This is a genomic window from Paenibacillus sp. FSL R5-0923 (genome assembly GCF_038009145.1).
GTDB lineage: Bacteria > Bacillota > Bacilli > Paenibacillales > Paenibacillaceae > Paenibacillus_AQ.
In genome coordinates, this window is sequence record NZ_JBBPAT010000001.1 from 5,067,366 (window position 1) to 5,093,598 (window position 26,233).

Consider the following 26,233-nt stretch of genomic DNA (forward strand, 5'->3'; position numbering starts at 1 on the left):
TATGTTTACGATGTTTTTACTTTAGTATTTATATCAAGGAGATCCTGAACGATGGTTCTGTCGATATCGAGATCAAACTTTCTCCCCCAAAAGCATTCTGTACCCGTACGAGTGATCCGGTCATAATCTTCTATCGTTAGTGTTCTTGGATAATCCGGTCCTGTTTCCCAGTCTGTATACCTCTTAATTTCACTCCGTACATTGTTCTTAAACGCACTATTCAAAATAATCGTATGGAAGAAGATTTCATCTCCACATAATGTGTTCTTAAAAAATCTAACATACTCTGGAGAAGTAGAAGTAAACTCCATGATGTATTCCATACATTCACCTGTGATAGACATCCAGTTAGAGCCTTTATACAGCGATTTTGGCAGAACACCCAACCTTCTTTGCAAGAATGGAACGTTCATTACTGCTTTAATATACCTCATCCTAATGGCAGCCATACGCCTGGTTCTTGAGATCAGGAATCTAGGATAATAAACCGACACCCTCTCATAACATCCCCACGTTTCAGAAGTATTCGGTAATTGCTGATACTTTACAAATTCGTCCCCCTGATTCTTCTTAAAGAAATCAAGAATAACTTCGTTGGAAGCTAAGGGCAGATCCTGACCACTTATGATGTGGATATAATTGAATTTCCCATGTTCTTTGATCAGCGCAAAACACTTCAAAACACATTCAATCTGACTGTAATGTCCCCACCGTACATCAATAGGCTCTTTGACAAAATGAATATCGTTACGGTGAGTAATATCAGCTTCAATACCACTCTTCTGATCGACATGTAGGAAAAACTCGACGGAGTCATTAGTTAAACTATCGATTAGCATATTGATCTGCTCAGGATTTTTGTGACAAAGGATCACATACGCCATTTTGAATGATTCCAACAACCTTCACCCTTCCGCCCATCTTTTTCCAAATATTATAAAATAAATGGACAAAAATGGATAGTTCTTTCTATCCAGAAAAAGGTGAATTCGATTGGTGAATAGTTATTTCGTATGACTTTTCACTATAAGTCTGATTCCAATGTTCCATGGATCTTTGAATGTAGGGGCTCCATTCTCTTCAACAACGGTGTAACCCGCCTGCTTAACACGCTCCACTACAGACGTACGCTCCTCTTCATTCGGAAGAAGTAAGGTGAAATAATCAATTCCTACTGCATCAGAAGGTGCCACAGGTGCGCCTTGCCCTGCCCATATATTCAATCCAATGTGGTGATGATACCCACCTGCTGAGATAAACATTGCCGCACTGCCATAATTAGCTACTAGATCAAAACCAAGCAAACCAACGTAGAACTCCTTCGCCTTAGTTAAATTACCCACATGAAAGTGTACATGTCCGATCACCGTTCCAGCTGGCAGCCCGTTCCATTGAAAACCTTCAGAAGCCGCCAACAAACCATCTACATCCACTGGGTCCGTTGTCATCATTACATGCCCTTCCGCATCATACTTCCATGTATCCCTAGGACGATCTCTATAAATTTCGATTCCGTTGTTATCCGGGTCCTGAATATACAGTGCTTCACTCACCAAATGATCTCCCTGACCCACTTCAATTCCCAACGCGATCAAATTGCGTACAACGAGTCCCAAGCTAGGACGATCCGGAACAAGGATAGCAAAATGATACAATCCAGCCACTGAGTTCGGACGAAGAACCTTTGCATTCTCAATCTCCCGCAGAATCAATAACACATTCTGACCGTCAGCAGTCATTTCCACCTCACGACCAGATTGCCGCAAGACACTTAACCCCACCACGTTCTGATAAAAGGTGAGCGAACGCTCTAAATTACTTACTCTAATTTGTACCAGACCAATCTCTACGTCCGGATGAAGTGTTGTTTTAGTTGTCATTATATTTCCTCCCACTATTCCTGTAACTTAATCAGTTACAAATTAACTATATTTAGTATAGTTACCTTCTATATGTTTGTCAATTACCAACAAAAAAATCATGCTGACTGATTCACAGCCAAACATGATTCATAAGAACACCTCATCCTTAGGAGTGCCATTCCTGTAAATATTCAGATACACTGGATTCAAGAAGTCCAATTAAGTCTTCATCCATATACTTATAATCATCTGATATATTCAAACAAATTATTCTTTTGCCGATTACACCGTCTCTGAATTTATCTTGAATTCTTCGAACATGCTTCTTCTCCATCACAAAAATAACATCCGCCCAGCCCACATGTCCTTCAGAAAGTTTGATTCTGGCATGATCCTCTGTTCCAGCAGATCTCACTTCATGACCATCAATTCCTTGAAATATCTTCTCCGCAGTTAAACTCCGCCAGCGATTCTGGCTGCAGACAAACAGTAGTTTAATAGAGAGCACCTTCCTTATTCAATTAATACCTTATTTCGTTTATCGGTTTAGATAAACCCTCCTATTTAAGGAGGCATCCGAAACCCATGTTGTTAATAAGTCTTTGTTAAAAAGATATTCATTACCAACTCTGATATAAGGGAACATAGTCCCTTGAAAAATGCCCGATCTACTTAAATTCTCATGCTCCGTTTTAATAATATTCATCACTTGATCTTCAGTCAGATTTAAGTATAAGGCCGTCTCTTTAATATCCATCAAAAGCTTATCTGCCGTTACTATGGATGGAGTCTGGTCTTGATCAACTTCCAACTCTTTATCGCCATTAGTTATTGAACATCCAATAATAAATGAAATCCCTAGAATAAGACTCGCCACGATAATTGAGATTTGATTAGACTTCATTGATCACCTCCACCGTACACTTCATGAAGAGGTCTGTAGCTTGGGTGTTCTTCGATTTGCGTAACGACAACACCTTGCTCTGAGTCCATCACACGGTAGGCTTTAGCTTCTTCTCTTGTCGACATCACCTTATATTCATTATCCTTGTAGATGATGGCACAGTTATTATCCACTGCGATTCCGAGCAAACCTCCGTCTTTTACCATACGCGAAAAATCCTCAACCCGAATATCCTCATTATAATGCGGACAATGAATACCTGGCAGAATCCCCATCGCTTCAAGCTTAATATACTGCCAGTTCCCTTGGTCGTCGAACGCTTCAGAGTCACTATGCCCATATTCAAACCAGCAAATGGAACCTGCACTCAGCCCTGCCAAAATAGTCCCCGAGTTGTACGCTTCTTTTAGAAGAGCATCTACGCCGGTATTTTTCCAAATCTCCAGCATCTTTCGGGTATTACCACCACCAACATAAATCAGATCCGCGGATATAATTAACTCTGCGATTTCTTCATGGGTATAGGTTTGGCTCACAAGCAATAAATGACTTGTTTCACATCCTAGAATCTCGCCGTACACTTTGTTGAACGTATCACAATAACCTGGTGCATCACTACTAGCTGTTGGAATAAATAACGCTTTCGGATTAACTTTCTGGGTTAACTTCACAACTTCACGATCCATTTCAAGCGTTTCTAAATCGGTTAGCTCTCCCCCACCGATTACCACGATAGTCCCCATAATCTCCCCTACTTTCACTAGGATCTGTTTTCTCCCTTTCCGTATTCCTCTGCAAGAATGCTGTAAATCTCCAAATCAATGAGCCCTTTACCTGACCATACATGGGCTTGTCTTAACGTCCCCTCTTTCAGAAAGCCACTTTTCAAAAGGACCCGCTTGGACCGCTCATTAAAAGGCATGACTTCAGCTTGGATTCGATTGACCTCTGCCGTCTCAAATAAATATTTTTTCACCATTTCAACGGCCTGAGTTGCAATCCCTTTTCCCCAATAAGACTCCGCCAAAAAATAACCAATCGTGACCATATCCACTTTTTGATTAAAATCCATAGCTTCGATGATACCTAGCAGTATGTACGGATTATTTTTACGGAAAATTCCCCACTTCACTCTTAACCCTTTATTAAAATCACGTTCGAAATGTCCGATCATATTCTTTACTGTATCTTTATTATGTTTCGGAATAATTCCGCAGTACTCAAACACTTGATCATTGCTATAAATTCCAAATACCTCTTCAAGGTTACTAACTTCAATTTTTTTCAGTGTTAGTTGTTCGGTTTCCAAAGTAGGGAATTGCTCAAATACATGACTAAGCTTCAATTCGTTCCCTCCGTTACTTTTTGATGTTGTGAATCAAGGTCACCGTTCGAAAGTTCATCTTCTATCCCCGCGCATTCCCTCTATACTGCGCAGTTCTAAGCTCTCGAATATAGGGCTCTGTAGCTGGCATAACTGCATCTATGGCTTGTTGAATGGCTAACTCAATATCATAAGGAACTCTTACAAATTGTATATTCAAAGATGCTGTTGTCAGGCCTCCATACTCCCCCTCCAAAATCACATAAGATGCCTGAGTGACATCTAGAGGATTCCCCACACTGCCAACATTAAATAAAGTCTTCCCTTCTAAATGTTGTATAAAAGCATTGTGAATGTCCCCATAGCCTACGATATCCGCTTGTCGCTGCTCCTGGCAGAGATCAGAACAACCAAACATAGACAGCCGCTTCTCATAATCGTCCCAAGGCTGAATCCGTTCATAGTAGCTTCGCGGTGAAGCATGAAATAAACGGATAAACTTACCACTCATCATAAACTCAATCGAGAACGGTAATGTACCTAAATAAGCAAGGCGGTCTTTCCCTAACAAATTCCGACTCCACCGGGCCATTTCAAAATCAACATCCTGATTCATTAAATCATCCCAGTTTCCCATAACACTGATTTCACAATTGTTCTTAATGATATCAACGGCTAGATCTGAATTTGGTCCTTTACCAACAATATCACCTAGGCAAAATATCCTACTAATTCCACGCTGCTTAATATCCTCTAATACGGCTGTCAAAGCCGGGATATTTCCATGAATATCTGAGATTAATGCGATTTGTTCCACTGTAAATCCTCCGTTCATTTTCCACTTCAGCATATTAGAGTTTCCCTATATGAAGTATTATCTGTTTTATGCCTTCTAAATACAGATTCTATGATTACGCCCTACTTCCCTTCTTTAAGTCACTACTCTCCTGACCCGAGCCATTCGGAGCCTCTTGATATGTTTCCAATAAAAAAAGACCACAATCACGTTAGCACATGTTGTGGTCTTCATTCTACGTTGCGATATGGAGTGGTTATATTTCAGGCATTTCATTCACAATCTGCTCCAAAGTAACCTCCTGAAGGACATTCTCCATCGCCTTTTGCGCGAGCGAGAATACCGGTACAATGGCGCTGGCTATATTTTTGCCGACTGGACAATCGGGGTTAGGGTGCTCATGAACTGAGAACAACGAATCCTCCTCCACCGCGTTTACTGCCTTATAAATCTGAAGTAGTGTAATCTCAGCGCTACTACGTGAAAGTGAGGCTCCTGCGACTCCGGGGCGGGCCGTTACCAGTCCTGCTTTTTGCAACATACTAGTTAGCCGGCGGATAACTACAGGGTTGGTGTTCACACTACCAGCTATCCACTCCGAGGTACTTTTACCCTCTTTATTACTGTCGATTAACGTTAATATATGAATGGCTACCGCAAATCGGGTGCTGATGTTCACTATAAATCTCTCCTTTTGCCATACTACCCGGCTAGCAACAAGTGCATTAATCAGATGCAACAATAATAGTTACATTTTATGCATTTGTCAAACACTGAAGGAGATGCACTTCAGGATCGTAATTAGTGAATATTATGCTTTTTGAAATTACCACCCTTAACTTCTGCTACATCATATACTACGACAAAAGCGTTAGGGTCAATTTCATGAATGATTTCCTTGATTTTGCTTTCTTCCAGACGGTTAATTACACAGGTAATTTCTTTGAATTGTTCATTGGAGTAACCACCGTATGCGTCAGTATAGGTTGCCCCACGTCCCAATCGGTCACGAATCGTTTCCACCATAATTTCCGGTTGAACGGTGATGATTTTGAAAGTTTTAGAGCCGCTCAAACCTTCTTCAACGATATGAATCACTTTAGAAGCAATAAAATAAGCAAGTGCGGATAGAATCGCCCCTTGTAGCCCAAATGCAGTTGAAACAACAATAAAGACAAACATGTTTAGGAATAAGATTAGATCACTTGTCCCAAAAGGTATTTTTCGTGAAAGCAATACAGCCAACATGTCGATCCCATCTAACGCCCCACCATTACGTAACGCTAAACCCATACCAAAACCGATGATAATCCCGCCTACAACAGTAATTAATAATGTATCTCCTTCAATAATCGTTGGCACATGGTGCATAAGGCTTGTACCAATGGCTAATGAGGCAATACCGATAATGGAATAAATAGCAAAGCTTTTACCAATTTGCTTATATCCTAACCAAACAAATGGGATGTTAATTATAACAATTAGCAGCCCTAACGGTAATCCAAACAGCTGTGAGCCAACGATACTTAGGCCTGTTACACCACCATCTGAAACATTGTTAGGTATTAATACGGATTCCAGGCCATATGAAGTTATAAGTGCCCCTATAATAATTAATATGACTTTTGAAAATATCTTCAGCTTATTTGATTTTTGATGCTGTCTTATTCCATGCATTCCATTTCCCCACTTCAAATTAGTTTTTTATATCACTGCAAGTGAAAAACATCCACTGGACAAAAGCCGACAAAAAACAGTCTATAATAAATGTCACCACTTTGGCAAATCAGACGCCGCTAGTATGATATCTATTATTTTACCCATATGACTTAAAATAATCTTATCGTTCCATAAAAAATGAAAAAACCAGACTACGAAAATTCGTAATCTGGTAATCTTCTCTATCTCTATCACACCTTCATGTATTCGTTATATAATTCCTCAAAAGTATCGTATCGTTCAACTTTCCTTCCCACCTTATTATATTCTTCAAGATATTCATCCATGACCTGCAGGAACTGCTCTTTAAATAAATGCAGATGATCTGAATCAAAATACTGCATAATATCAAACTTTTTTGTTCCCCTTGATTCTGTCATTTCATCAAGAAAATTTTGTATGCCCATGGCTGCATAATAAGCATAAGATTTATCATTTAATTCCACACTTGCTATAACCTTATTGCGGCAGTTACACCATAATTCCTCAAAGGTGCCACCAAGATTATCATAGGTAGGGACAGGCTGAATCACAAAATCCTTATACATTTTATTATATAAATCATTGACGCTTTCTAAAAATCTATATGATGCACTTCTGATTTCAACGATTGTCTTCGCATCGATCACAGCCATATATATATTTTCAAAATCATCAGGAACATAACGATACGTAGCTATTTCCTCCAGATATCTCTTAAGTCCCCTTTTAAAATAGGTATTGTTCAAATGTGTTAGAGCATTTACCAAATTGTATACAACTTCACATGAAGCATACCTCACTGCTCCGATATCTTCAGAAAGTAATGTATTCGTATATTCTTGTTTTGCTATGTCTATATTCTTTTTCGCTCTACTAATACATTCACTCACTATAGGCTTTGCCAAAGCATCGAGAGCTCTCTGTTTATATAAATTTAGCTTTTCCAGATATTCGGGTTTCCCACAATATAACAGCTCTAAATCTATCAGACACGAAATCATTGGGCTCTCAAGATTCGCTTGATCTTCTATCCTTGTTTCCCATGGCGTACAATAGATGTCGTATCCAACATCCTCCAGAATAAAACACGAAGATATCCCCCAGCCTTGGGCCGTGTTATTAATTATAATTAGATCAAGATCGCTTTTTTCATGAAAATCTCCGGTACTGAAAGAACCTGTAAGCCCAATGATTGCAATGTCATCAGGAAAATCTCTCTTAGCACGTTCAATAACCATACTAATAAGTCTGTCATTTTTATTTAGAATTTTTTGTCTAATATCAGCATCCATATCCAATTCTCCTCTTACTCCATTTTAATTTCATTGTATATGGATATAGCTCCAGTAAGTATTCCGACTTTATATATATTCAATCTATACCAAGAAAATTTCATCTAAAGGTCTTCCGTCACAAGGATTAAAATCAATCCCTAAAATCTTTGCCATCGTAGGAGCTATATCTACCATTTTAAGATCCCCTATGGGAAAATCACTTTTCACCTTGTTCCCTGAGATCACCAAGTTGCATCTATAATCCTCTTTATCGGGAGAGTAGCCATGCGTAGCATATTTAATCCCTTGTTTGTCCAAATCAACAATCGTAGGTTCATCCATGCTCTCATCGAAACAATAGCCTCTCCTAGCTTCAAGCATATATTTAGTAGATGGGCCCACATGAAGTTGATTCAGCCGCTCTCTAGTATACATTTCCTCTATACCTGAAGCGTCATCATCCATATATTCCTGAATAACAGCTAACGCTAATTGTTCAGCTTCTTCATCACCTTCTTTAATATGCAGATAAGCGGATCCGCCCCCACACTGAAAGTAAGCTCTCCACTTCATTTCGCCATTCTCTTCATAGATCAACCCTTTTTCCTGCAAAAGGTTGTTCAAATGCACTTTGTACCGAACATTGAACTGGCCATGGTCACCCAAAACTAAAAAAACCGTGTCATCCTTTATCCCGGCTTCATCCACTGCTTGTATAATATCACCTAACCGCTTATCCATACGTGTGATTACCCGCTTCACTTCATCGCTGTCAGTGCCGTAGACATGCTTGGCGTCATCCAGATCAATCAAATGTATCATAAGAAGATTAGGCTTTTTACGCTTAATCGTTTCTATCGCACACTTTGTCGTGAAGTCATCCAGATAAGGCTGTTCAATCCCTTTTCGAAACCGTCCATATTTCAGCTCCATCTCAATGCAATATAATGGGCTCCCGCTTTTTAACACCTTCAGTGCCTGATTTTCGTTGTTGATGGCTCTGATTTCAGGGATATTATATTGGATTGAGGATTTCCCTGATACCGGCCAGAGGATTCCTGCGGTACTCATGTTATGCTCGCGCGCAGCATCATAAATCGTGGGCACCTTTATCGCATTTCTGTACCAGAACCAGCTTTGCTCCTTTTCCTTCACAAACGGCTGAAATGGATTGTTATGGTGGATACCATGCTTATCTGGATATACACCAGTTGCTATCGTAGTGTGTACCACATAAGTGAGCGTGGGATATACACTTTTTAATTGATTACTATGCGCTCCGTTCTTAATCAATTTCGATAGGTTTGGAAGACGGCTGGCCATTTCCCATTGGTCTTCTGAAAAGGCATCGTAAGAGATGACAATCAGATGTTTGGCCATTGCCGTTTGTTCTTTGCTTGACTTCATAGGATAAGTCCCTTCGGTTCATCTTGTTCAAGCTTCTCTTTTGGTAAAGTTATAAATACGAAGAATCCAATAATGAATAGTGGGATAATCGCTAAAATACTAAATTTAGCGTTGCCTGTTAGGGTAGTTGTTAATGACATTACAGCAGGACCCACAATCGCCGCAAACTTGCCAAAGATATTATAAAAGCCAAAGAATTCATTGGATTTTTCCTTAGGAATAATCTTCGCATAATAAGATCTGCTAAGCGCTTGAATCCCTCCCTGGGCAGATCCAATTAGCGCTCCCAGAATAAATATATGCCACACTGAAGTAATAAAGTAAGCCGCGATACAAGAAATGATATATGTAAAAATCCCCACGATGATCATTGTTCTAGCTGAGTATTTTTTGGCAAGATTACCGTACAGGATAGCACACGGAAATGCGATGATCTGGATAACTAATAAGATCCCCAGTAAAGTAAAGGTATCAAAAGCATCCGCACCCAGTACCGATGTGGCATATGGCACTACCATTTTAATAATCGTATCTACCCCATCAATATAGAGAAAGTAGGCGATCAAGAATACAAATACTACTTTATGCTGTCTGACATTTTTAAACGTGTCTCCCAGTCTTTTAAAGCTATTAATGACCGGTTTGGGTTCAGGTTCTATATAATATCTTTGCTGCACATCCTTGATCATAGGCATGGTCAGCAGTCCCCACCAAAGGGCAGTGATTATAAATCCAATCTGATAGCCGATTGATTTATCCATCCCCATAAACAGAATCAGCAGTAGGCTGATACCGAATGGAATAACGCTGGCGATATATCCAAAAGCAAACCCTTTTGAGGATACCTTATCCATCCTTTCATCCGTGGTTACATCCACCAGAAAAGAATCATAAAAAATATTGGCCCCGGCAAATCCTATGACTGACAAAATATAAAATACAATCAATAACTGCCACTGCCCACTCGCAGGTGCAACGAAAGCCAGCGAAGCAGTAGCTATCACGCCGATCAATGAGAAAAATATGAAGAAGCGTTTTTTCTTATCCTTATAATCTGCCATCGTCCCTAAAATCGGGCTAAGGATGGCCACCAGAATACTCGCTATGGAATTAAAATACCCCAAATCCATGCTGTTGTTAACATTCGAAAACATCCCAAATACAATAGGCAGTAAAGCCGTTGTAACCGCCATCGAATACGCCGAATTTCCACAGTCATATAAAATCCATGATTTTTCCTCTTTACTTAGTTTCATCTAACAGCCACCTTTTCACCTAGTTCCTTCTGTTATATCACTTAAGCATATGTGGCATGTTAAATGCATGTAAAACTACACTTCATAATTCCAATGGAGAGCTGATCCTCATGTCCTCTCCTGTATTGTCAAACTCTTAAGGACCTCAGCAACCTGTAGAGCATACTTTTTACTCAAACGTGACTTACCAAGATTACTCTTCACAATCTTAATCATTCGGGTATCTCGGCTCTTAGCGAATTTCTCCAGCATGGCAAAACCCGCTTCAGGTTCACAAGCCACAAATACACTTAAGCTGTATTCAAGTCCCTTAGATAATACACGAAAATGCTCAGCGTCCTCATATTGTACTTCCCCACTACCCAAACTCTCCATAATTCGAGTAGCCAACTGAAGACAATAAAGCGTATTCTCTTTCTTTTTTAAAAGAGGAGGATGCGCTAACGCTGCTACAAAGGCTCGTTGTTCAAGCCTATTCGCACCTTTCTCCCACATGTCGATCAGCTGCCTGACAAGAGAAAAACCATCCTCCCCTATACTTTGCAGCGCCATAGCAGACGCTTCACGCATCCTCCATCTGGAGTCGTTCATAGCTGTCTTAATGATGCTCTGAATCACAATTCGCTGCTCTTCTTCAGCGTAGCTGTAATAAGCGCCCAGCGCTCTAACCGCACAAAACGGCAGAAACTCACGGGGATCATTCACCCCAGCTTCTGCCTCTGTAAGATTAGCCCATGAATTAAGAAACTCCCAGTCTGTCTCTGTTAGTTTAGGATGGGCAAAATGTTTGGCAAAATTGCCTGATAGCTCCAAATTCACTCGTGGTCCGGGAAGATTGCTCTCCTTCATCAGCAAATCTCTAAGCTGTACCCACTGCTCCTTATCGCTTACCCATTGCTGAAACAGCATATCCATCATTTTTTGTCCAGCCATCTCTGGTCCCTCCGGTATTTACCTTTAGATTTGAACAATCCCCTGCATCTCGTATGGATAATCAATCTGCTTTTTTACCGAATTCATCGCTGCTTCTCCAGCCAAGTATGAAATCAGTTATAACCCCAGATCAATGGAAGTGGAAACTCCACCACCTGTAATCACATTACCATCATGCACAATACGGGTCTCCACAACTTCTTCACAGTAAGGTTTTAGTAATTCATAGGCAGATGGATGGGTAGTAGCTTTCTTCCCTCCTAGAAGCCCCGCAGCCCCAAGCAGCAGTGAGCCTGTGCAGACAGATACCTTATAAGGAACATTGTGAGCACCAGCAATCCACGAGACAAAACCTTCATCATAACGAAGTTTCCGTGTCCCCATCCCTCCAGGTACAAATACCATGTCATACTCCGAAAGCTCTGGCAGCACTTTTCCAGCTTTAACTGTGAAACCTAACTCATCCGTCACTTCCTCCGACGCTGCACATATATCCCAAGACAAATTTTTGCCGATTTCAAATTGCCCCAATCGATAAATAACATCATAGAACCCCGCAAAATCTAAGAACGTAATCCCGTCAAAAAGTATAAAGGCGATTTTCAATTTCGCACTCTCCTCTTTATGGCTTGGTTAGGATAATAGGCTCACCTTTAGTCACAATAATCGTATGTTCAAACTGTGCTACCCGGCCATTGTCTACGACACTCAGTGTCCATCCATCCGACTGCTGCTCCACGTAATCTGCTCCAGTAGAAAGGAAGGGTTCAACCGTAATCACCTGTCCCTCTTTTAACACTGTAGTCACTCTTGGATTGTAGAAAGGTAAGATTTCAAAAGGCTTCTCATGGAGTGATTTGCCAATCCCGTGGCTGCACAGATTACGTACCACTCTATAGCCGCGTTTCCGAGCTTCGAGTTCCATCATTCTGCCAATCTCATTGACCTTCATCCCTGCTCTCAGATGATTGATCACGCTCATCATAGTTTCCTCTGCACTCTGGCATAGTCGAAGAATGTCATCATTATAAGGTGGTAGTTGAAACGAAACTCCGGCGTCCCCATAATAACCATTCAGTTCAGCAGATACATCAATATTGATCAAATCACCAGCATTAATCACTCTAGGACCAGGAATCCCATGAGCAACCTCTTCATTCACACTAATGCAGGTGCTGCCTGGAAAATTATACGTTATCATTGGGGCTGAAGATGCACCGAATTCCGCTAGAATTTCAGCTCCAATCTTATCAAGCTCCGCTGTTGTCATACCTGGAGTTACTTTCTTTTTCATCTCGGCGATGGTATGTCCTACTACTTTCCCTATGGCTTTTAGCCCTTCTAAATCTTGTATGGTATCACTCGTCATCTATCACACATTCCTCTCACTTCTGGTATGAATCACTTGTCTAACTTCTGAAATGCACTTCCATTCCACTGAAAAATATCTTCCATCTGTCTACCCGCTACATTATCGTAATAACTTCTCTTGAAGCTATGATCATCCACTTTATCAAGCTTTATCGAATACCCCTTAGGACTGCTGATAAATAAATCAGAGTCGGGTTTGATCCCTAATTCCTCTATAACGTTATTTTTTCTAAGCGTAAATAGCTTGTAGAAGTAACCATTACTGGATCCGTACTGACCAATCGTAAAATCCGGATCGCCGTCGCCATTATAGTCCTCAAACTGAATTTGAAAAAAATCATTAAATATTATGGGATCCTCAAAATATTCACTGAGTGGAAAGCTATTCAAAGTTCTCCCTTGATTATCGATAAGAACAAGCCCAAATCTGCCACTCCAATTCCTTCCCATCAACGGACCTGGTATTGTCCAATCCTCACTGTAGGTTCCATCTAAAAGCTGCAGATTCAAGAATCCAGTTCTATTAGTTAAGGGATAGAGATCATTATGTGATATCGTTACTGGACCTGTAACCTTAACAGAAGACTCCAGCGACTCCGTCTGTTCTATGTTCGCCTGATCTGCTGTTCCAAAAATGAGTTTCCTTAATTGGTCCGAATTCTTCACCGGAATAGAGTAGCCTTGACCACCATTCTCAGCTGTAGTAAATACTCCTTTATAGCCGGGTTCATCACCTATTGCTATGTAATAATCCTTCGAGTAGCCATCACCATAAACAAGCTTCATTTTAAATTCAGGAGCCCAATCCAGCTCTCCCAATAATTTATCGCTCTTGTTCATAGCCTCCGAAAGCGCCTTAATCAGAGCGGAGTCCTTCAGTATTAGGGTCTCAAAATGTTCGGGTCGATCAACTTGGTTCTGATCACTAGTTGTTACAGGAGTTAAAGACACTCCGGCGATCCACCTTGCATTGATGAAGCCCACATCATTCTTACACCCGCTTAAAAGAGCAACCAAGAACAAGGGTACAACCCATAGTAATTTCCTAATGCGAACCACCTCCAAGAAAAGAAACATAACCTAATTATAACAGCGTCCATAAATATAAAGAAATCGACTTTCCGAACCATTACAAGCATAAATGCCTTCGGCTTCCCTATAAGGACGGCAAGTGTTTAAGCGAGAAATATAAGGATAATTTATAGCATGGAGCATATAAATTCTTATATTTAAAAAAAAGACTATAACCTGCTCCTTTAATGAGTGGTTCTAGTCTTATAAAATCAAGTAAATATGTAGTGATATGATCAGACGATTAAGCTTGAATTGCGCTAACCGTCTTAAGCCAAGCCTCTGCAATAAGTGCATGGCCCGCAGGTGATGGATGTACTCCATCCGGAGCCCAATAAGCAGGCTCTGCTTTCACGGATGCCGCAGCAAACAGGCCATCCAACGGAACAAGTAATGCACCATATTCACGTGCCAATTCACGAACAATGTGAATTTTAGGGTCCAAATCCTGGCGCCAAGTTCTACGATCTTCTGGGACAGGCAACACAAATGGCTCGATTAAGACTAAATTAGCAGCCAGCGAATGCTGCGTGCGTTCGATCAGGTCACGATACGCAGCTTCAAATTGTTCAGGCGTTGTTTCCTGACCAGAATCAAAGCGGCGCCAAGTGTCATTTATCCCAATATATATGGACACCCAAGTCGGCTTCAGATTCAGGCAATCCTTCTCCCAGCGTTCCTGCAAATCTACTGCACGGTTGCCGCTAATTCCACGATTATAGAACGTAAGATTCTTCTCAGGATATAAATGCCCCAGACGAGCGGCGACCATCAATGCATAACCTACACCAAGCGATGAAGCATCATCATAATTACGACCCCAATCCGTTATACTGTCGCCTTGAAACAGAATGACATCGTTTTGTCGGAATAACATCACGTAATCCTCCCCTATTTTCCCCTGTTAATATTAGCCAATATAGTATATCAAAAATGAATACTACGTACTAGGACAATCATTAACAATTCATGGTAGAAACCACTAGAGATCAACAAAAAAACCTGCTCAAATTAGAGCAGGTTTTCCAATAATACAATTAATAAGCTAAGCTAAACAATCCTTTAATGTGGGACAAGTAACGAATATTACTTGCTTCCTTCATCAAGGTTGCAGGTAATCCTTTTAGCGGAGTTGAGCTAGCACCAACGATGGCTACACCGTCTTTACGACCTAAGCTCGCAAGCGTACCTGAGTTGATCGGACTAAAGGATTCAAATGATTTATCCTTCAAGTATGCATAAAGATTGTACCCGATCAATTCGCCCATTTGCCAAGCGATTTGTGCAGTTGGTGGATATGGACGACCATCTTCGGCAAAGACAACGGCGCTGTCACCAGCAACGAATACGTCTTTGTGTGATGTGGATTGCAAGAATTCATTTACCGTTGCACGACCACGGTTCACTTCAAGACCGGACTCACCAATCAGTGGATTTCCTTGTACGCCGCCAGTCCATACGAAGGTGTTAGCAATAATTTTTTGACCATCTTTCAAGTCAATGACATTATCCGCTACATTCGTAACAGGTAGTCCTGTCAAGAATTGAACACCACGTTTTTCTAAGCTTGCCACTGCGCGTTCGATCAATGCATCTGGCAATACTGGTAAAATCTTAGGGCCTGCTTCAACCAACATCAGTTTAATTTCTTTAGGATCCACGCCATATTTCTTAGTGAGTGTTGGCAACACATCAGCGATTTCACCAACAAGTTCAACACCTGTTAAGCCACCGCCACCGATTAGGATGCTTGCATCCGCTGGATTTTTAGACTTCGCATATTCACGGATACGCTCATCAATATGACGATGAATTCTGTTAGCATCTGCTGCCGATTTCAAAACCATACTGTATTGCTCAAGACCTGGAATGCCAAAATAAGCCGTAGTGCTTCCAAGACCCACAACTAAAGCATCGTAGGACAATGTCACACCATCAGATAGTGTAATTTGTTTGTTCTCAACAGAAAAAGAATTCACCTTTGCAATTTTCAGGTCGATATCTTTACCTGCAAAAAGCTTAGCTAATGGCATAGCAACAGCACCTTCTGCAACACTACCCGCTGCAAGACGATGCAATTCTGTAATAATTTGATGTGTAGGATATTGATTAACGACTGTAATTTTAGCTTCGTCCTTCTTCAGGTACTTGCGTACAGTTAAGGCGCTTAGTAGACCACCATAACCTGCTCCTAGAATGACAATATGTTTAGACATGATGTTTCCTCCGTCCTTACGAATGAGATATAAAAAATATTATTTCTGTTGACTGCGTTCGCCGGCAACTTGAAGATAAGCATTTACGAAACGGAAAAGCTTCTGTGCTTGTGGATCTTTCATCATCTTCATAAGACCAAATACACCGATCACATCGCTATTTTCATTCGCACGATCTTGCGCTTCGATCACTGTAGCTGCCATATTCTTCGCCGAATGCACCACTGGTTCAGCAAGTTCTTTAATTGCACTTACCGTATCACTTTTCAAGACTTCATCCGCAGCAACAGTTTGAACAAAGTCATATGACTTTGTGAGCACGCCGACAAGCTCTGTTAATTTTGGCAACTGTTCCACTAAGACAGTTAACGACTCCTGAACTTCAGGCTTCAATAGCTGCTCTAGAACATTCATTTGTTCTTGAGTGACAGCTAATTTTGGTGATTCTTGCTCAGGTTGTGTTTGAGTGATTGTTTCTGACATATCCGAATCTCCTCTGCAAATAAGCTTTGCTGCTTAATAGTAATAAAAAAATAAAAACTTATAACGCCATATTTCTATTATAGCACTTATCAAGTTATAAATGTCACAAAGTTTTTGATTTTTTCTAAAGTTTTGTGATTTTTATTACATTAAAATAAATTAGTCATAATTTTCGATATTTTTTATACATGCATAGATGATTAAATGCTTATTGTGTAAATTCATTCAAATTCATCTCCGCTTTCAATAAAACCTCGACCATTGCCGGATTGTTCTTTAATGGTAGCAATCTAAAATACAGAGAACGAACGAAATTTTTGGTGTTCACACGAGCAACGTACTGGCCTCGGCTTCTCGGCCACCCCCCACATTGCTCCAAGTTGCGAATCCAGTCGACAATAGATTGTTGTGGAAGTAAATGATGATCTATCATTGTAGCTACAATCGTAGCGATCCGTTCATCTTCTTCGTCGCTAAATATGTGCTGATCGTTGTAAAGCATCCTTTGGATGACTGCCAAAACCTCTTCTCTTATTGCAGCATCACTCTCCGAGCAGAGTACCAGTTCATCCAAGGCATCTGCGCCATGGGCTGCAGCATGTGCCCAGCCTTCTTCTGGCATAAATCCTCGTAAATCCAGTTCTTCCTCATAATATCTAATCAGCGCTTCCTTCACATTTGTAAACTCTGCGCTAGCTAAAAAAGCCTGTTCCCTATGCCGTTGAAGAATCAGCGCAACGATCAGTACCGAAAACGTTCTTGTGAACACAGCCTGATCTTCTTTGCTGCCAATGTAATAGAACAAATGCTGCTCATCAAGGAGAATCAAAAGTAGTTCACGAAGCTCCGCATCACTAAACCATTGTTTCTCGTTAATCCATTTGTAGAAGGTGGAATAGATCAAGTCATCTCGTAGCTTCGGCTGTGGATCTCCTATGTACTCAAGCATCAATTTCACATAATCCCTTAATTGCTCCCCACTTTTAAGCTCGTAATCGTTCTCTTCAATTCTTTGCAAGTCAATTATCAACTGCTCTCTAGTATCGTTCAACATTCCCACCCTTTCATTAATAAAAGCAATTTAAATTTTTCGTATCCTAATATCCTAATTTACATCCCAATATTTTACAACATAGTAATTATTCTTCGACATTCCAAAGTACTTAGAGAGCTGAATGTAAATGAAGTGAATTTAATCATTGACGAATATAATTAACTGTGCTATTTTGAGTTAGTAACTAATAGTTAGTTCATTTATAAATATCACTTATTTATAATTAACAAGCAAATACATAACATATGGAGGAATAACTCATGAGCGCTTTTACAGATTTGATTGAATCCCGCAGGTCTGCTATGAATTTTGTTGAAGGGGTGAAGATCCCTCAGAATGAACTAGAGGAAATGTTCTCTTACGCCAGATTGGCTCCATCTGCATATAATCTTCAACATGCCAATTATAAAGTGGTTTCTGATGAGAATTTAAAAGATGAGATTCGTAAAGCGGCTTACGGTCAATATAAAATCCACTCCGCCTCAGCGGTAATAGTGGTACTCGGGGATAAGAATGCTTATCTGAAAGCCCCAGAAATCTTCGGAGGACTTAAAGCTTTAGGGGCTATGAGTCAAGAGGATTATGATGCAGAGATAGAAACGATTAACAATGCATACAAAGGAAATGATGCTTTCCAAAGAGATGAGGCTATTCGGAATGCTTCACTCTCTGCCATGCACTTCATGCTGATTGCCAAAGATAAAGGATGGGATACCTGCCCGATGATCGGCTTTGATCCGGAAGCGATTCAATCCACTTTAAATCTACCCGATCATATGGTACCGGTTATGCTGATCACTATCGGCAAAGACAAGAAACATAAAATCAGACCACGTGGCTATCGTAAACCGGTCAATGAATTCGTTGAATTTATCTGAGGGTTATTGGAAGATATCGATAGATACAACAAAAGCGTTTCATCCGATATTTGAAGTTCGGATGGAACGCTTTTTTACTAAGGATGTGGAGCTTAAATCTTTCTTCACTACTTAGCATACTGAAGAATTGCAATCGCTGCTCGTTCCCGTCGTTCGGCGTTCTCACTAACAAGAGCTTCCTTCAAAATATCGAGCGCCATTGATAATGTCTCTTCATCCACATGCATTCGATTACTCATCGCTTGCTCTGAATCAGAAGAACCTGTAATCCACAGATCCACACGAGCACTAGGCATCGGCCCCTTATACTGTTTGACCACTCCACTACTGCTAAGAAACTCTTTTATCCCTGCGTTTAGATCGGTTATAGGAAGACTTTTCAGCCAAGTTACACCACGTCGATGGCATGTACCGATGTCTGGCGTGTCAAATAATTCATTGTAAAAATAATCGCCTAGATCACCTAAATGTACCCAATCTCCATCACACACCAGCACATAATCGCCATCCTGCATCGTATGTACGAAGAGTTGAATGGCTTGTATATGTTCTGTAAGCTCCAACTCACTGTATTGGTATGCATGAATCATCCGATCACGGAGCTCCACTTTACTGATGTTCTCCAAATCCCCTATTCCGGGATATCCGATACTCACATAATTATCCTCTAAAAATGCTGTGATTCGTTCGGTACCAAGCGGCTTTGATCCCATCTGAAACAGATTCATAGATCATTCCTCCAAGTAATTAATATAATATTTTTTCAGCAAAGAGAACTCTTCTTAGCAAGCTCATATGCCTATCCTCCATCCTGCGTCCTCATTGGTGTAATTAAAAAAAGTGTGGACGAAGTCATGTCTACAGGCTGTATCACCAGTGGTCTTTCTTTTCCAGCAAACCTTATTCTAAGCGTATCACTATCGATCGCCCGAAGGATGTCTCTGAAATATTTCCCGTTAAAAGCTACTCGAAAATATTCACCTTCTAGATACTCCAATGGAATCTCCTCTTTTGCCTCACCCACGTCGGCGGTCCTGGATATTAAATGAAGTATACCGGAGTGATATACACCGAGCGTTACACTTTCACCAGCCAATATAGCAATACGTTCAACCACACGCAACAAACGCTCTGTCTTAACGATCACTTCGGATATATATACTTGTGGAATTAAATTATCAACATAGGGATAAGTGCCCTCAAGTAGCGCAGACTGAACCCTCAAGCCATCAGAAATAAATCTGATTTGTTTCTGACCTATCTCGATTTGGGTGCTGCTGCCCTCATCATCGTTTATTATTTTTAAAAGATCCTCAAGGGTGCTGCCCGGTATAATAACATTTAAAGGACTTACTCCGTAATCTTCTACGTTTTCAACAACTTGCTGAGCGAGGCGGATGCCATCAGTGGCGACTACGCGAATGTTTTGATTATCTATTTGAAGTGAAACACCTGTGAGCACAGGTCTTGTTTCCAACGAAGAGACCGCAAAAACCACATGTTTAAATATTTGCTTCAAAAGTGTGTTCTTCATGCGTATCTTTTTGGTGTTTGGATGATCCACGTAATGGATTCTCGGAAATTCTGCAGTGTCCATCCCGCATAAACGAAACTGAGTATAGCCCGATTGGATATTTAGAATCAATGTCTCTGCGATTTCCAGCCTAATTAATCCAGGGTCAAGCTTGCGGATGATCTCATAAAAATAACATGCGGGCACTACGATCTCACCTGGTTTGTGTACAATCATCGAATCCATCTTCACAGGAAGCTTATATTCAATGGTCATTCTTATATTGCTGGCTGTTAAAGTCAGACCCTCCGCTTGCGCCTGAATATGTATTCCGGAAAGAACACGGGAGGAACTATTCGCGGATATAGCTTTTAAGGCTGCTTGTAGTGCAGTGCTAAGAGAATCTTTTGACACATGGATTAGCAAAGACCTCACCTAACTCTCCTTAGATTCCTTTGCAAAATGTGCCTCAATAATGTTCCGAAATACTTGGGAGCGAGATACGTTCTGTTCCTCACAAGCCTGCTCTATCTCCTGCCAGATGTTTTCTGGTAACGTCAAAGATACCTTTTTAGTTATACCGGTGCTTTTTCTGCCAGCCCCTTCCCGAAGACCTCCCCTCGTAAAAAGAAACCCTAACTGCCCGTCTTTAGTAGCTACGCCTACCTTAACTTTATCCTTAGAACTACTTGTGACATCGCTTGTGATTTTAGAATTGAATTCACTTAAAATTTCATCTCTGTGTTCGTCTTCGAATTTATGATCACTCAATCCTTACACCTCATAATTTGAATTTAGTAACTAAAATCAATAAATCCACTATTTTCATAATACCATACATGCCAATAATCCACCACCATTCTAGACACAAAAAAAACACCCCATAGATCGGAGTGTGTGGTTAACTGGCTAAGCGTTCGAAATTGTGATTGAAAGAGTTAATTACCGCACTATCTCAAGATATTCTGGTAATTTGGTGTAAGGTCAGACTTTCGTGGGTCTCTCAAATGCTTGAATGATTCTAACTTCACCTTAGGACCAGGAGTGATTCTAAAAGTCATAGTATCCTCTCCAACGGAAAGATGTGGACCCACTGTAGGGTGTATATTGAGTGTAATTAAGAAATCAAACCGACGAAATCCATTCACTCGCTTTATATCTGTAACATCTACTAAATAAGGATACACTGTAGGAGTTACCGTCAGAAGTGGCGCATAAATCTCAGCCATTTTTTTCTCAATATGGGGTAAAAGAAAGAGCATCATTGTGTCTTTGTACATGAGCTCGCGGGAATCCTGATCTGGAAGCTTCGGTTCCGAATCAGCTCTGGACGGAGCCTCGGCTTGCGGTTGAACTAACCCATTAGCGGAGCAAGGTTGTTGCCCCAGCAAGAACATAACTGCGATAAGAAGAGGAGCAATCCAGCTTTTTTTCATCAAAATAGCCTCCTTAGGGAACTTTTTATAAATTCCCCAATGAGGCCCTATTTTTATACGCTAAATCTCAATTGTGTTAAAAAGAAAGGGATCTCCCCTAAGATAATTCCTTAGAATCGCTTGCGCATAAGGCTGTTCTGCTTTCAGTCCCGCGGTTTCTCTAGGGTCGGGTGCGTGATGGCAATAATTTTCGATCATAACCATGACCGTAAAATTCTCTAAAGTCTGAAACCACTCCCCATCAAGCTTTGCCCCACTTTCGTAACCCTTAATGACCAGTTCTCTTTGTAAAGGATACAACCCTAGAATGGTATGTGCCACATCATAAAGATAATATCCCCAGCCGCATCTTCCGAAATCAATCGGTCGAGGTTCACCCTCTTTAAATATGATGTTCCCTTGATGTAAATCACCATGGATGACCCCATATGTCCTTCTGTTCTTATTTTTATGTTGCTTGCTTAACCAGCCGTATAATTTCTCAGCCGCAGACTGATACAGCACGAACTCATCATCCGAAAGAAAACTATGGTAGTGCAGCTTTAATCGGAGCATTGCTTTTCTAAAGCTATGTTCATCCCACACAGGACGATTAAAGCCTGGAGGTAACTCAAGCTCCTGTGCCGCTTTATGTAGCTTGGCTAATAGAACGCCTTCTTTGTAAATTTGTTCTTCGGTAAGTCTTTCGTTCGCATGTTCGCCTTCAACCCAGCGCATTAACGATGCATATATACCATCCTCATTACCTTGCTCCACTTTGAACGTAACAGAACCCGTTCGATCATGAACGCCTTTCGGCAGGGGGACATCAATTTTGCTCTTCAAAAGCTCCAGCCAAGCGATTTCGGAGTTAATTTCTTCTTTAGATCTCCCCGAGTGAAGACGCAGCAAAAAAGTCCCCTCTTTATTTGTCTCTATTACAAAAGTGCAGGTGTCCGATCGTTGGTTGAAACGAATCTGTGTCCAATCGAGGTCAAAGTGCTGGAGCGCCATTAAAGCTGCTTGCTTATAATTATTTCTCATCGCAATGGAATGTACACATCAACCTCATCAGGCCACGTAGGATTAGCAAACTGATAGACTTCAATAGCCAGTGCATGAACATACTGCTCTCGCTTCATCGCTTCTACTCTTTCCGTCTCGTGCCCTACAAAGGAAGAAGTAATACTCAAGCGTATTAGCTTCATTTCCGGTAATTCGAGCACTTGGACTACACCTTCATCCATCATGAATAATTCATCCCTTCTATGATTATTTAAAATGAAAATATTTGAAATAAATATTTCTCTTGAAAATAATTTCAGAAAACTAAATAATATAAAGCAGTACTACTTGTCGGATCTATCATCTTAATAAGGGTGGAGCTTCATTACAGACAGAAGAAAGGTTGAACATCGGCACCATGAACGCAATTCCAAACCTCAACAAGGAACCAGCCCGTGTGGAAAAAACACGCAAAGAACCTTTCCCCATCTCTATTCTTTCGCTTACGGTAGGCGCTTTTGCCATTGGAATGACTGAATTTGTCATCATGGGTATTTTACCAAATGTCGCCAAAGATTTACAGGTTAGTATTTCTACTGCAGGTCAGCTCATCACGATGTATGCCCTTGGGGTAGCCGTCGGTGCTCCTATTCTAACCATCCTTACACAACGAATTCCGCAAAAGAAACTGTTATGCCTGCTCATGGTATTATTTATTCTAGGCAACGGAATCTCTGTATTTGCTCCAAACTATACCGTTCTTATGGTTGCTCGTATCATCACAGCTTTAACACACGGGACTTTCTTTGGCGTTGGTGCAGTGATCGCTTCTAATCTGGTCAAGCCCAATAGGCGGGCCGGAGCCGTATCCATTATGATGGCTGGTCTAACGATTGCTAATATCATCGGTGTTCCTCTAGGAACATTTATTGGGCAAAACATGGGCTGGCGCGCCTCATTTGCTGCGATAGCAGTCATGGGCGTCGCTGCACTAATCGGCATTCTTATTTTCATTCCAAAGATTAAACAAGACAAACCTGCTAGTGTAATCCAGCAAATTTCTGCGCTAGCTAATCCTAAACTGCTTCTATTCTTACTGATCGGTGCGCTTGGTAACGCCAGCTTGTTCACAGTGTTCACTTATATAGCACCACTGCTAATGGAAGTTACCGGCTTTGCCGAGCATAGTGTGACATGGATTCTAGTTCTCTTCGGCTGTGGTGTAACCATCGGGAATATCGTTGGCGGGAAGCTTGCAGATTGGAAGCTGATGCCTTCTATCGTGGGACTTTATTTCGCGGTTAGTGTCATTCTTACGATCTTTTCCTTCACAATGCATAGTCCAGTAGCTGCGGTCATCACAATATTCTTCTGGGGTTTGGTATCCTTTGCGGTCATGCCAGGACTACAAATACGGATCATGAGTCTGGCTCAGGCCGCTCCTGCACTCGCTTCTACAACCAGTCATTCCGCAGGTAATCTCGGAAACGCAACAGGTGCCTTCATCGGCGGATGGGTCATTTCTCATCTTGCGATTACTTCGCTGCCATGGGTCGGTGCCGTTCTGGTAGGACTCGGTCTGGTACTGGGGATTGCTTGTTATGTAGCAGAACGTAAAGAGAAAGTGGCATAATTTTTTATAGGGTTATATTTAAAAACGAGGGTGCCTCCAAAGCGATGAAAATAGCTTAGAGACGCCCTCGTATTTTATTTTACAAACTATAGCTATCTACTATTTTATGGCTTCATTCTTCTAATGCTCAGCATCTGATTTGCCCCTTTTTGAAATTCATAAGGAACCTCCATCTCCTCCACAGCGAAACCTTGTTGAACCATCTCATCTATAAGGCGATCTAGATGCTCATATCTTTTACAAGACAGATCAACTAAAGGGAAAATACGAAGCTCTCCTCTAGTCACCCGCATAAGTTCATTAATAGTCTTTAGATGAAAATCATAGTCCAGCCGATCACTATACATAAATAGGAAATGCGCAGACAATGTCAGATCAAAGTCCTCATCATTGAACGGCAGATTAGGTAAAATCACAGGAACATATCGCTCCGGGGTTTGTCTCTGATCCCTGATGTTATCGTTTAAAGCCCTACTCCTCGCTTGTGTCAAATCCTCTATAGACTTGAAGTAGTCCCATACAAAATTGCCCTGTACCTTAACCAGTTCAGACATAGCATGCTCAATATCTTGAACACCTTTATCTTCAAGCTCATCCGCAGAGTAATAATAAGCGATATCCGCAGCAGTCACGTCACTCCCTAACTGATTCGATATCGCTGTAAAAGAGCAGGCACCTGCAGGACAATCCAAAATCCGCCTGCCTACAAGATCCTTTTCTTTCAATTTGAACATCTGCAAATACTCCTCAAAGGTCCTTCCTATAAAAACAATCCTCTCCAACTCAAGCTTTCCCTCTGCTCCGCTCATCTCATCTCACCTTTCCTCATCTCGGCTAATACTGCTCGCTTTTTACTTCTGTTTAAATATATGTATAAGATAATCTATAAGAAGTCCTAAAATTAGGAACGTCCCAAAATGAATTACATACGTGGGAAATCTGACGCTGATTAATATACTGCTTGCAGCCCATTCCGTATTATTAACATCAACCATCCAGTTTGCAAAGGGCTTCATGAAAATCAGCGTATCTATAATTGGATTAAGTCGTACAAGAATGATGTTTGCGATCTCAATCCCCAAATAATCACCCAGACAGATGATGATACTAATAATCGAAAACCAGAAACTGAATTTTCTCCTTAAAAACATCAAGCACCGCCCTCTCTTTTTTTCCTAATACATACAATTCGTTTAAAATTCAAAATATCCTTGTCGCGGATAGCTCCTGCTTTAAAAAATGATACAATCTGGAGCTCGCCAGCTTCAAGGGATAATCCGAAAGTTTACATAGGATACCGCAGGTCATATCGATAACCTTTCCCTCCAGTTTTCGCACTACCGTTCCTGCAGGGGCCGGATTCAAGACTATCTCAGGGACAAGAGCGACGCCTAAGCCACTTTCTACAAAATATTTTAGAGCCGACATGCTTCCAATCTCCATAGTATCGAACGGTGCACCACCTGATTCCTGTAGCACACTTTCTAATTTTTTGCGATAAGGACAGTTTGCTGCCGTAATAAGTAACCGATGATCCTGTAAATCCTCTGGCGTGATATTCTCCTTGGAAGCTAGCCTATGCTCTTCTGGCATAAGTAACACAAATTCCTCCGTAAATAAGGGTTCAAAATAAAGCTCCTTACCCAGCTCTGGCGCTGAACATACAGCCATATCAATTTCGCCTCGCAAAAGCAGTTCACTGAGTGCAGCGGTTCCCGCGATCTCCACGGAGACTTTCACTTTCGGAAACTGCGTCATAAAGCTGCTTAACAGCTGCGGCAAACGATAGCTCGCCGTCGGATCCGTTACCCCTATGCGGAGGTTGCCAGCCTCACCTATCTTCAAATCGACCAAACGGCTCTGCAACCGCTCCATATCCTTAACAATATGTAAGCTCTCTTCATAAAACAATCTACCAGCTTCTGTTAAGCAGATTTGTTTTCCCCGCTCAAGCAGTTGACATCCTAAGTCGGATTCAAGCCTCTGCATTTGCATCGTGACCGTGGATTGGGCATAATTCAATTCCTCTGCTGCACGGTTAAAGCTTCCTGAACTCACAATGGTTTGAAAGGTTTTTATTGTTTTTAGATCCATTCCTGAGCCCTCCACTACTTAATTCAAATAAATTGAACCAAAT

At 41.0% G+C, this 26,233-nt stretch carries 30 protein-coding genes; 2 read left to right on the forward strand and 28 right to left on the reverse strand.

The window, feature by feature from the left end:
• Nucleotides 1-5 precede the first annotated feature (5 nt).
• From MKX35_RS22780 to MKX35_RS22875, 20 genes are all read right to left on the reverse strand, one after another.
• Nucleotides 6-899 (reverse strand): beta-1,6-N-acetylglucosaminyltransferase, encoded by an 894-nt coding sequence (locus tag MKX35_RS22780; RefSeq protein WP_143759429.1) that lies wholly within the window; start codon nt 897-899, stop codon nt 6-8.
• 105 nt (nt 900-1,004) lie between these two features.
• Complete coding sequence (locus tag MKX35_RS22785) at nt 1,005-1,880, reverse strand: VOC family protein (RefSeq protein WP_076299483.1); 876 nt, start codon at nt 1,878-1,880, stop codon at nt 1,005-1,007.
• Nucleotides 1,881-2,028: 148 nt separating this feature from the next.
• Complete coding sequence (locus tag MKX35_RS22790; protein ID WP_179086694.1) at nt 2,029-2,361, reverse strand: low molecular weight protein tyrosine phosphatase family protein; 333 nt, start codon at nt 2,359-2,361, stop codon at nt 2,029-2,031.
• A 39-nt stretch (nt 2,362-2,400) separates the two neighbouring features.
• Entirely contained in the window at nt 2,401-2,766 is a 366-nt protein-coding gene (locus MKX35_RS22795; RefSeq protein WP_076299484.1) for a hypothetical protein, read from the reverse strand.
• Nucleotides 2,763-3,509, reverse strand: coding sequence for a Type 1 glutamine amidotransferase-like domain-containing protein (locus MKX35_RS22800; protein WP_076299510.1), 747 nt, complete (start codon nt 3,507-3,509; stop codon nt 2,763-2,765). The genes MKX35_RS22795 and MKX35_RS22800 overlap by 4 nt, the downstream gene beginning before the upstream one ends.
• 17 nt (nt 3,510-3,526) lie before the next feature.
• Complete coding sequence (locus MKX35_RS22805; RefSeq protein WP_076299485.1) at nt 3,527-4,111, reverse strand: GNAT family N-acetyltransferase; 585 nt, start codon at nt 4,109-4,111, stop codon at nt 3,527-3,529.
• 61 nt (nt 4,112-4,172) lie between these two features.
• Nucleotides 4,173-4,907 (reverse strand): metallophosphoesterase family protein, encoded by a 735-nt coding sequence (locus MKX35_RS22810; protein ID WP_076299511.1) that lies wholly within the window; start codon nt 4,905-4,907, stop codon nt 4,173-4,175.
• A 235-nt stretch (nt 4,908-5,142) separates the two neighbouring features.
• The gene (locus MKX35_RS22815) at nt 5,143-5,565 is read right to left on the reverse strand and encodes an Rrf2 family transcriptional regulator (protein WP_042187235.1); all 423 of its coding nucleotides are present in this window, start codon (nt 5,563-5,565) and stop codon (nt 5,143-5,145) included.
• 122 nt (nt 5,566-5,687) lie between these two features.
• Nucleotides 5,688-6,563 (reverse strand): YitT family protein, encoded by an 876-nt coding sequence (locus MKX35_RS22820; protein WP_179085712.1) that lies wholly within the window; start codon nt 6,561-6,563, stop codon nt 5,688-5,690.
• Between the two features lie 233 nt (nt 6,564-6,796).
• A complete protein-coding gene (locus MKX35_RS22825) occupies nt 6,797-7,879 on the reverse strand; it encodes a nucleotidyltransferase domain-containing protein (RefSeq protein WP_341044434.1) in 1,083 nt (360 codons plus the stop codon).
• A gap of 84 nt (nt 7,880-7,963) precedes the next feature.
• Nucleotides 7,964-9,268 (reverse strand): alkaline phosphatase family protein, encoded by a 1,305-nt coding sequence (locus tag MKX35_RS22830; RefSeq protein WP_076299487.1) that lies wholly within the window; start codon nt 9,266-9,268, stop codon nt 7,964-7,966.
• Nucleotides 9,265-10,524, reverse strand: coding sequence for an MFS transporter (locus MKX35_RS22835; protein WP_042187227.1), 1,260 nt, complete (start codon nt 10,522-10,524; stop codon nt 9,265-9,267). The genes MKX35_RS22830 and MKX35_RS22835 overlap by 4 nt, the downstream gene beginning before the upstream one ends.
• A gap of 108 nt (nt 10,525-10,632) precedes the next feature.
• Nucleotides 10,633-11,457, reverse strand: coding sequence for a hypothetical protein (locus MKX35_RS22840; RefSeq protein WP_076299488.1), 825 nt, complete (start codon nt 11,455-11,457; stop codon nt 10,633-10,635).
• A gap of 117 nt (nt 11,458-11,574) precedes the next feature.
• Nucleotides 11,575-12,063: a DJ-1/PfpI family protein gene (locus MKX35_RS22845; RefSeq protein WP_305953484.1), complete on the reverse strand. Its 489-nt coding sequence runs from the start codon at nt 12,061-12,063 to the stop codon at nt 11,575-11,577.
• Nucleotides 12,064-12,079: 16 nt separating this feature from the next.
• Nucleotides 12,080-12,826, reverse strand: coding sequence for a type I methionyl aminopeptidase (gene map / locus MKX35_RS22850; RefSeq protein ID WP_076299489.1), 747 nt, complete (start codon nt 12,824-12,826; stop codon nt 12,080-12,082).
• A gap of 32 nt (nt 12,827-12,858) precedes the next feature.
• A complete protein-coding gene (locus MKX35_RS22855; RefSeq protein ID WP_076299490.1) occupies nt 12,859-13,779 on the reverse strand; it encodes a hypothetical protein in 921 nt (306 codons plus the stop codon).
• 364 nt (nt 13,780-14,143) lie between these two features.
• Nucleotides 14,144-14,776: an SGNH/GDSL hydrolase family protein gene (locus MKX35_RS22860; protein WP_076282991.1), complete on the reverse strand. Its 633-nt coding sequence runs from the start codon at nt 14,774-14,776 to the stop codon at nt 14,144-14,146.
• 160 nt (nt 14,777-14,936) lie between these two features.
• The gene (locus MKX35_RS22865; protein WP_042187216.1) at nt 14,937-16,115 is read right to left on the reverse strand and encodes an NAD(P)/FAD-dependent oxidoreductase; all 1,179 of its coding nucleotides are present in this window, start codon (nt 16,113-16,115) and stop codon (nt 14,937-14,939) included.
• A gap of 39 nt (nt 16,116-16,154) precedes the next feature.
• Nucleotides 16,155-16,598: a DUF1641 domain-containing protein gene (locus tag MKX35_RS22870; protein WP_042187214.1), complete on the reverse strand. Its 444-nt coding sequence runs from the start codon at nt 16,596-16,598 to the stop codon at nt 16,155-16,157.
• A gap of 208 nt (nt 16,599-16,806) precedes the next feature.
• Nucleotides 16,807-17,649, reverse strand: a complete 843-nt coding sequence (locus MKX35_RS22875; protein ID WP_076283380.1) for a DUF2785 domain-containing protein — start codon at nt 17,647-17,649, stop codon at nt 16,807-16,809.
• 263 nt (nt 17,650-17,912) lie between these two features.
• Here MKX35_RS22875 and MKX35_RS22880 point away from each other — a divergent pair, with 263 nt between their 5' ends.
• On the forward strand, nt 17,913-18,530 hold the full coding sequence (locus tag MKX35_RS22880) for a nitroreductase family protein (protein ID WP_042187213.1): 618 nt from the start codon (nt 17,913-17,915) through the stop codon (nt 18,528-18,530).
• Nucleotides 18,531-18,637: 107 nt separating this feature from the next.
• Here the strand turns inward: MKX35_RS22880 and MKX35_RS22885 are convergent, their stop codons facing one another.
• From MKX35_RS22885 to MKX35_RS22910, 6 genes are all read right to left on the reverse strand, one after another.
• Nucleotides 18,638-19,258 (reverse strand): hypothetical protein, encoded by a 621-nt coding sequence (locus MKX35_RS22885; RefSeq protein ID WP_076282992.1) that lies wholly within the window; start codon nt 19,256-19,258, stop codon nt 18,638-18,640.
• A gap of 71 nt (nt 19,259-19,329) precedes the next feature.
• The gene (dnaN, locus tag MKX35_RS22890; RefSeq protein ID WP_341044435.1) at nt 19,330-20,457 is read right to left on the reverse strand and encodes a DNA polymerase III subunit beta; all 1,128 of its coding nucleotides are present in this window, start codon (nt 20,455-20,457) and stop codon (nt 19,330-19,332) included.
• A gap of 21 nt (nt 20,458-20,478) precedes the next feature.
• Nucleotides 20,479-20,814, reverse strand: a complete 336-nt coding sequence (locus tag MKX35_RS22895; protein WP_256716295.1) for a ribbon-helix-helix domain-containing protein — start codon at nt 20,812-20,814, stop codon at nt 20,479-20,481.
• A 179-nt stretch (nt 20,815-20,993) separates the two neighbouring features.
• Nucleotides 20,994-21,479 (reverse strand): DUF3888 domain-containing protein, encoded by a 486-nt coding sequence (locus tag MKX35_RS22900; protein ID WP_081382872.1) that lies wholly within the window; start codon nt 21,477-21,479, stop codon nt 20,994-20,996.
• Between the two features lie 60 nt (nt 21,480-21,539).
• The gene (locus MKX35_RS22905) at nt 21,540-22,502 is read right to left on the reverse strand and encodes a phosphotransferase enzyme family protein (RefSeq protein WP_076299492.1); all 963 of its coding nucleotides are present in this window, start codon (nt 22,500-22,502) and stop codon (nt 21,540-21,542) included.
• Nucleotides 22,499-22,708: a hypothetical protein gene (locus tag MKX35_RS22910; protein ID WP_076299493.1), complete on the reverse strand. Its 210-nt coding sequence runs from the start codon at nt 22,706-22,708 to the stop codon at nt 22,499-22,501. The genes MKX35_RS22905 and MKX35_RS22910 overlap by 4 nt, the downstream gene beginning before the upstream one ends.
• A 173-nt stretch (nt 22,709-22,881) precedes the next feature.
• On the opposite strand from MKX35_RS22910, the gene MKX35_RS22915 reads away from it, so the two are divergent.
• On the forward strand, nt 22,882-24,096 hold the full coding sequence (locus MKX35_RS22915) for an MFS transporter (protein ID WP_042193708.1): 1,215 nt from the start codon (nt 22,882-22,884) through the stop codon (nt 24,094-24,096).
• A 104-nt stretch (nt 24,097-24,200) separates the two neighbouring features.
• On the opposite strand, the gene MKX35_RS22920 is transcribed toward MKX35_RS22915, so the two are convergent.
• Nucleotides 24,201-24,905 carry an SAM-dependent methyltransferase gene (locus MKX35_RS22920; RefSeq protein ID WP_076299494.1) on the reverse strand — a complete coding sequence of 235 codons (705 nt, stop codon included), beginning with the start codon at nt 24,903-24,905 and terminating at the stop codon, nt 24,201-24,203.
• Nucleotides 24,906-25,296: 391 nt separating this feature from the next.
• Nucleotides 25,297-26,190: a LysR family transcriptional regulator gene (locus MKX35_RS22925; RefSeq protein WP_076282999.1), complete on the reverse strand. Its 894-nt coding sequence runs from the start codon at nt 26,188-26,190 to the stop codon at nt 25,297-25,299.
• Nucleotides 26,191-26,233 lie beyond the last annotated feature (43 nt).

Bases quoted from the DNA above. Each gene is read 5' to 3' on its own strand.
- MKX35_RS22785 (WP_076299483.1), bottom strand. From the start codon at position 1,880: ATGACAACTAAAACAACACTTCATCCGGACGTAGAGATTGGTCTGGTA.
- MKX35_RS22795 (WP_076299484.1), bottom strand. From the start codon at position 2,766: ATGAAGTCTAATCAAATCTCAATTATCGTGGCGAGTCTTATTCTAGGG.
- MKX35_RS22800 (WP_076299510.1), bottom strand. From the start codon at position 3,509: ATGGGGACTATCGTGGTAATCGGTGGGGGAGAGCTAACCGATTTAGAA.
- MKX35_RS22820 (WP_179085712.1), bottom strand. From the start codon at position 6,563: ATGCATGGAATAAGACAGCATCAAAAATCAAATAAGCTGAAGATATTT.
- MKX35_RS22825 (WP_341044434.1), bottom strand. From the start codon at position 7,879: ATGGATGCTGATATTAGACAAAAAATTCTAAATAAAAATGACAGACTT.
- MKX35_RS22830 (WP_076299487.1), bottom strand. From the start codon at position 9,268: ATGAAGTCAAGCAAAGAACAAACGGCAATGGCCAAACATCTGATTGTC.
- MKX35_RS22835 (WP_042187227.1), bottom strand. From the start codon at position 10,524: ATGAAACTAAGTAAAGAGGAAAAATCATGGATTTTATATGACTGTGGA.
- MKX35_RS22840 (WP_076299488.1), bottom strand. From the start codon at position 11,457: ATGGCTGGACAAAAAATGATGGATATGCTGTTTCAGCAATGGGTAAGC.
- map (WP_076299489.1), bottom strand. From the start codon at position 12,826: ATGACGAGTGATACCATACAAGATTTAGAAGGGCTAAAAGCCATAGGG.
- MKX35_RS22860 (WP_076282991.1), bottom strand. From the start codon at position 14,776: ATGTTATTCCGACAAAACGATGTCATTCTGTTTCAAGGCGACAGTATA.
- MKX35_RS22865 (WP_042187216.1), bottom strand. From the start codon at position 16,115: ATGTCTAAACATATTGTCATTCTAGGAGCAGGTTATGGTGGTCTACTA.
- MKX35_RS22870 (WP_042187214.1), bottom strand. From the start codon at position 16,598: ATGTCAGAAACAATCACTCAAACACAACCTGAGCAAGAATCACCAAAA.
- MKX35_RS22880 (WP_042187213.1), top strand. From the start codon at position 17,913: ATGAGCGCTTTTACAGATTTGATTGAATCCCGCAGGTCTGCTATGAAT.
- MKX35_RS22885 (WP_076282992.1), bottom strand. From the start codon at position 19,258: ATGAATCTGTTTCAGATGGGATCAAAGCCGCTTGGTACCGAACGAATC.
- MKX35_RS22900 (WP_081382872.1), bottom strand. From the start codon at position 21,479: ATGAAAAAAAGCTGGATTGCTCCTCTTCTTATCGCAGTTATGTTCTTG.
- MKX35_RS22905 (WP_076299492.1), bottom strand. From the start codon at position 22,502: ATGAGAAATAATTATAAGCAAGCAGCTTTAATGGCGCTCCAGCACTTT.
- MKX35_RS22910 (WP_076299493.1), bottom strand. From the start codon at position 22,708: ATGATGGATGAAGGTGTAGTCCAAGTGCTCGAATTACCGGAAATGAAG.
- MKX35_RS22915 (WP_042193708.1), top strand. From the start codon at position 22,882: ATGAACGCAATTCCAAACCTCAACAAGGAACCAGCCCGTGTGGAAAAA.
- MKX35_RS22920 (WP_076299494.1), bottom strand. From the start codon at position 24,905: ATGAGCGGAGCAGAGGGAAAGCTTGAGTTGGAGAGGATTGTTTTTATA.
- MKX35_RS22925 (WP_076282999.1), bottom strand. From the start codon at position 26,190: ATGGATCTAAAAACAATAAAAACCTTTCAAACCATTGTGAGTTCAGGA.